Source organism: Brakhagea baltica (assembly GCF_052161605.1).
Taxonomy (GTDB): Bacteria; Planctomycetota; Planctomycetia; order Pirellulales; family Pirellulaceae; genus JBKCUI01.
Window position 1 is genome coordinate 1,948,283 of the sequence record NZ_CP197409.1, and the last position, 6,656, is coordinate 1,954,938.

Here is a 6,656-nt window from a genome sequence, read left to right on the forward strand (position 1 = left end):
ACTCAAACTGGAGGGATGGTGATGTAACCGAGGACCACAGCGCTGCTAACTCTCTGCCGGATGTATAATACATCAGCGTTGGTCACGCGGCGATCCTTATTGACATCCCGGACATCATCAATCGATACTAACACGCTGGAAACCGCCTGCCGTACAGCCAGCACATCCGCGTTAGTAACCCGCATGTTGGGGCCGTCCCCGTTAACCTCTCCGTCAGCATGACCTAGGTAGAAGACTTCAGGACGATTCAACCCTGTCTGCTCGTTGGCCCGGATCACAATCTGCAGCCAGGTGTTCATAATCGCGTTGTCTTCCCACTCGATCCGCACACGCGCTGGAATGGTCTCTGTGCCTGGGGTAATATGAATCAACGTCGGATCCGGTGCTGCCGCCCAGGAATTAGGATCGCCGGTCTTGCCAACCCGGAATTGAAAATCGCTCACCTCGAGTGCTTCGCCGGTTAAGCCAGCGACGTCGAATACAATCCCGTTGATACCGCGGGTGTAGTTACTGACGTTCTGAAAAGTGGTCTGTTGACTGCTATCGCTTGCCCGCAACAATCTTCTGGCCGCGGAGCTATCAGTCGATAGAGCCGCTTGGACATTGGCGCCTTCTTGAGCAAAGGCCGAACCCTTGTAGTAAATCCACTGACCGACGATGTGAACCTCGGCGGAAATCAGGAACTGGGCACTCCACTGATCTTGGCCATCACTGGCATTGATCGTAACCACTTCGTCGGTAAGCTTGGTTGAGGGCATGTAGGACCAACTCCAAGTGCCACCAGGATGCTGAATCACCTCGCCCAGCGAGGCCGAGAGCGTGATCGCCTGTGGGTCTAGTCCTCCCCAGGTTCCACTGTTGGAAAGTTCGTCTAGCACCAACCCAGCTACACTTGCCTGCTGGCGCGTGACGTGTACGGGAGTCATGTTACCAAAGTTAATGCCATCCTTGACTTCACCGCTACGCAATTGCACAAGGTGGCTACCGGAGACACCTCGCGTACCGTAAAGGTTGATTTGCCAACCGTTGAGTGTGCCAATATCTTCGCCTTGCAAATCGGATACTTGCAAAGTCCAATCCCCCGCCGATAATTCGCCCCAATGCCTAGCTGAAGTGAACAACCAATTGTTGTAGTCCGCCCCATTATCTGTGGTACGTCGCTCTGCCAAAATAGATCTTGTGCCACTGGGTGAGGTGAGAATCACCTGTAATTGTCCGCGCCCCGGATGAGTGGCATCTAAGACGATCTCGACCCATTCGACTTCGAGAACCTCATCGACTGCGAATGTCGAGGTCACGCCCAGGGGATTGTTGTCCGGAATCGGCTGTCCCACGGGGATAGTGCCGGATTGAAACGCAACTTCTTGACTCACGGGATGCCAGGCCTGCGCTAAATCAACTGCGGCTCGCGCATTGATCGCTCCATGTCCATACTTATGGTTAACCATGCGGCCTGCTCCCGTCAAAACCCAGTCGTTATCGCCTGGATCGTTCAGGCTAGCACTTTTGGCTAAAACATGTTGCACGTCGCGCCAAGACAGGTTGGGATTGGCTTCAAGCATGAGGGCGACAACTCCCGAAACCAGGGGAGCCGCCGAGGAAGTACCTCCGAAGCTGCTAGTGTAGGAACCGAGTTCTGTAAGAGTGGACGTGGTGACTCCCACGCCACCACCGGAGGAGAAGGCGGAGACAATCAACGGAGCTCCCGATTCGCTATACGAGGACTGGAGTCCACGATGATCGATTGCTCCGACCGCGATCGTGTAGCGAGAATTTGCATAGGAGTCGTAATTGACATTGTCCTGTTCAAGCTGTCCGTTACCTCCGGCCCACACGTAAATGCTGCCCAACCCGTCGCGACCGCTCTGTACCCCCCCCGCCAAAGCCGCCAGCGAAAGCGGGCCCGCATTGCCAGGGGCATTGATGCTACCGGTGTCCCACGGTCCCCAACTATTGTTGTAGATATGATTTCCCTGGTTCTCAAAGATGAGTGCGTTTGCGCGTTGAAGGTCGGTAGTCGGCCCGGCAATCAAGCGAATGCCAGAGAGCGAAGCACCAGGGGCCGCTCCGATTCCTCCAAGGGCATTATTGCCCGATGCCGCTGCAACGCCCGCCACCGCCGTCCCGTGATAGTCGTTCGTTGAACCGGGGGCGGGATCCGGATCATTACCATTGAAATCCCAGCTCAAAGCTGCCAAATAACGGGCACTCAAATCGGGATGGGTGTACTGTAAGCCATCATCCACGACAGCGATCGTGACTCCCGCCCCCGAGAATTCATCCCAGGCTGGTACCAAATTGGCATCTGCGCCCGGCGTGCCGCCAGTCTGACCGATATTACGCAAGTGCCACTGGTTAGGAAAAAGCGGATCGTTAGGAATTCGCGAACGAGGTTGCTCTGCGATTAGCGGAAAGAAAGCGGTAACCGCCGCATGGTCACCCAACCGCTCGGCAATCGAATTCATAGAGTCTGGGGCCACGTCTTGAAACAAGTACGCATTGGCTAGGTAGGGAATCGATTCCGCCGACTTAGCCCCGAGCAATACAACGATATCGGATAGCTTTTCCGTTTGGTTTTGACGGGCATCAAGTATGACTACCCACTGCTCTGCGTTAAAGTTTTTCGATCTGTTACCATCAAATAGTTGATTAGCCCTTCGCATGGCCCAGTAAACAGAACTGTCCAAGCCAGCCAGTGAAAAAGTATCAATCGTATTCGCTGAAGCCGGTTCCACGTCTGAACCGCTTGATTGTCCCATGGCTTGACCTGGAGAGGTTTGAAACCAGCCAGGCTGCATCACTTCGGCAACCGAATACACACCGACTGGCAAGTCAGTAAAAGCGTAGCTCCCATCCGGTCCTGTCACCTGCCAAGGCTCACTTTCATCAAGCTGCCCATTCCGATTGAGATCGAGATAGATGACCCACCCTTCAAGAGGTAGCTCCCCCTCATCCCAAATACCATTGCTGTTCAAATCGAGCCATTTGTAGCCTCGGATTTCTCCAAACTGCAAGGGTCGACTTCCAAAATTTGCGTCATCCATCAGGTCGCCATCGCCCAAATCGAAAATCCAGGCATCGGTGTGCGGGGAGGTTGCTTCCCAGCCCATGGGCACCAATTGTCTCAGGATATGGACTCCCGCATGGACAAGCAACGAGAAGCTTCCATCATCTTCGCTAACGAATGTCGGTTCACCACGATCATGTCGCCCGTTATGGTTGCGATCCAGATAGACTGTTCTTCCTCCCAATACGCTTTCTTCACCATCAATCATTCCGTCACCGTTTTCGTCTTGCCACAGCGTTCCGCGAATCTCTGCAAACGGAATGGTCCCGTCAGTCGGCCTCACTGCCAACCCAGCGAGCCCCCAGGAACTCCCCAACGGCTCAACCTCTATTTCAATCGTACCTGCGGCTGACGCCATCGCCACAACCATGTACGACTCGAGTTCCCGAGTGTTCGTGCCTAGTTCGCTGTTTACCAGCAACTGATTGGAGGAATAAAACTGTTCGAAGTTCAACGGAGCCGAACCGCCCGAGACCGTAACGGACTGACCGCCGGAAAACGTGTCAGCAGCAAATACATAGATTTCATAAGTTTCTCCAGGATCTAAGCCGCTCCAAAGAAAGGTCGCTGGAGAAAAGGACCATATGTTCCCGTCAATCCCGCTCAGGCTCTGCAAATGGATTGGTAGCTGGCTGTCTGGAGGCGAACTGCTGTCACTAGAGATATTAGTCGATGGCTGTATTGACAATTCAACTGCCGACGCCACTCCGAACTCATCCGTTAAGCCAGTCAGCGTGACACCCGAGCTGCCTCCGCTATACAACGCCCAGTTCGTCGGTGAGGTGCTCCCAGAAGGACCAAAATCGACTCCCACCATCAACGAACCCACTTGCTGAATGCCTTCGATGGTAAAGGTATATCCGCCTGTATTGCCCGCTACACCGCTGCCACCGATTTGAGGGTCGTAATTTATATTGGGAAAGCCAGACACACCGACAAAGTACGTGCCCGCCGCGGAGAAGTCATAGATGATCTGCGAGTATAGTGTTCCCCCAAAGTTGTCATTCATCGCCAGTTGATTGCCCTGGGAATCGAAGAGACGCAGCATCGTATCCACCCCGGCACCTGAAGTTGGCACACTGGTTTCCATGCGAAACCGGCTACCCGCTGAGGCATCAAAGCTGAACATGTCCACATCCCGATTTCCATGTGGCCCATCTCCCAGTATAGCGGCGATCGAATATGAGCCGACAAACGGACCAACCCCCGTCTCCGCGGCGGTATCCAGTGTGTCTCCAATGTCATCGTTCGACGAGGGACGCCACTGCACCCACTCCTGAATCACGGTCTGATTGTTAGAAGTCAATCGCGTCGCCCCAGCCAGATCCGACCCACTGCGAAAAGCGTGGATGCCAATGACCCTGGGCTGCCCCGAACTATAACTCCATACAGGACTCCCACTGGATCCTCCAGACGTCTGCGAATTGTAAATGAGCCTAAATGGCTCGACCGACACAACTTGGCCCGCCATATCCCACATACTCTGGCTGGCCCCCCCTCCCATAGTCGCGGGATATCCCACAGGATGGACCGTTTCAGCCGGATTGGTGGGTGGGGCATAGTTGAACTGCAATGGCACGTACGTTGCCAACCCTGCATCCACAAAAGATCCCACGTAGAAGGCAGCAGCGTAGTCGTGTCGCGTATGCGTCGTGGTGTATCCCGAACCAGCCGCAATATAGTTATCATTGGTGACCCACTGTTCGGCGTGATGCGTTCCAAAGGGACGTATCACACTCCCACTTCCCCCGAGCTGGTACTGGCCGGGACTAATTCTGACCGAATCGGCATATCCACCACGTTCGACATTGTAAACGCAATGACCATTGGTCAGGGCAGTATGCGGTGAGACGATGAACGAAGTACATCGAAACCAATCGTTACCAAAATTTTGCAACTGATACCCAACAGTGTTGTAGGGATAGATTTGGGTGTTGCCTACAAGCGTACTATTTCGCGTCGAGCCGCCCCCGAGCAAACCTGATGAATTCTGATTATCCTCTGCCGAATAGCCCTCGATTCGTCCATGTCCCTGGTCATCAATAATTGGCAGCAGTCCTCTGGCATGCACCACATCCTCCAAGTCTACTACCTCCATTAGACCGGGAATCAATTCGGATGCTTGCGTTTGCCACTGCTCTGAAGCTATCAACAAGTCGATGGCCTCATATCGGCTCAATACCGAAAATGTAGGTTCCTCAAGCACTACAAAGAAGCGGGAAGTCCCGTCGACGTCTTCATCAAGATCATATTCGGACCAACGATGAAATTCACCATCAATCCACTGCAGGACACTTCGTGACGGCTGCCCTCGAGTCAAGGGCTCGACAGGGTCGCCGATTCGTTCGGCCCAACTCGGCGAGGTTTTCAGGGTTGAAGACTGACTGAACTCGAACGGACTGTTCAAAAGTTCCACGGCCAGGCAATACTTTCCCAAGTTTTCGGTAAACGAATCGGCTGCTAACAATCTCCTAGCTTCTAACTCTTCAAACCTCAACGGACAAATCGTTTGAAAGAAACCAGATGCCCTATCTGAAACGCGTCTTATCTTTCGCCTAACCACAGGAACAGTCCTTTCCGATATGTGTCCTACAATCGAGCCCCACAGGCATTGGCACCGGCGAGGCGTGGCAGATTATACTTACCATTTGGACTAGAGAGTTAGACAACATCCACCATCCTTAGCCCCACTGAATTGCCAAGCTGTGGTTTAGCAAACAAATCAATTTCGACGCGTTGGCGTAGGGATCCTGGCCATCAACCGCAGCTTTCGCATTGCGGTTGATGGTTTTACCGTGCATGGAAAATAAATCAACAGTTCGCGGTACAAGGCAATCGAATGAGATCCGATCGGAACGAATGCCTGAGGAACGTCCGCGTCCTTGGTACAAAACGGCTTAACAATCCGTTTCGGGAGAGCGTCTACGAAAACGCCTAGCCATGACCAATCCCACTGCACTAAAAAGCAACGCCAAACTGCTCGGCTCCGGCACTACCGAAAACGAACCCGACACGCTGGACGTATTGATCGGAGCATCGCTAGGGTCCAATGCCAACAACAATCCATCATCGATTGTGAGCAGGTAGGTCCCAATCCCCACGTTGCTTAAATCCAGCGTCAATTGCCCCAATTGGTGAACCGTATTCGCCAGACCTGTGTTAAAAAAATTTGATGACAGACTGAAGGACAAAAAGGCTTCTCCGGGCTGAGTGCTAATATCCCACTGCTCGTCACCGATATTGACCAATCCCGTAGAAAATACACCTTGCGTGCCATCCCCAATTCCCGACAGAACCAGAATGTCGATGCCTCGCACAACCTGGTTGTCGATGGTACTGGTAAAGTTCACATCAACGGTCAGCGTACCGCCGATGGGCACCGTGGAAGTCGCCGGACTGATGCTGAAGATAAGATCCGCCGACGCACTGGTCGCGGTGGTAGCTAAAATCGCCAATGCAAGAAATTGAACAAAAGATCTCATGAAGTTACTCCAAAAAGTGAAAGCCTTTAACACAAAACAAATCTCTCTCTAACGAGCCACATTCATCTACGAAAAAAATCGAAATGAATGCTTCCGTGTTTCTATAA

At 53.0% G+C, this 6,656-nt stretch carries 2 protein-coding genes; both read right to left on the reverse strand.

Going from position 1 to position 6,656, the window contains the following annotated elements; all coding sequences use genetic code 11:
• Positions 1 to 2: 2 nt before the first annotated feature.
• Positions 3 to 5,630 carry a DVUA0089 family protein gene (locus SH449x_RS07390; protein ID WP_482380690.1) on the reverse strand — a complete coding sequence of 1,876 codons (5,628 nt, stop codon included), beginning with the start codon at positions 5,628 to 5,630 and terminating at the stop codon, positions 3 to 5.
• Positions 5,631 to 5,964: 334 nt separating this feature from the next.
• Positions 5,965 to 6,549, reverse strand: coding sequence for a PEP-CTERM sorting domain-containing protein (locus tag SH449x_RS07395; RefSeq protein WP_482380691.1), 585 nt, complete (start codon positions 6,547 to 6,549; stop codon positions 5,965 to 5,967).
• Positions 6,550 to 6,656: the final 107 nt, after the last annotated feature.

Excerpts from the sequence above, each read along its gene's own strand:
- SH449x_RS07395 (WP_482380691.1), bottom strand. The coding sequence starts at position 6,549 with ATGAGATCTTTTGTTCAATTTCTTGCATTGGCGATTTTAGCTACCACC.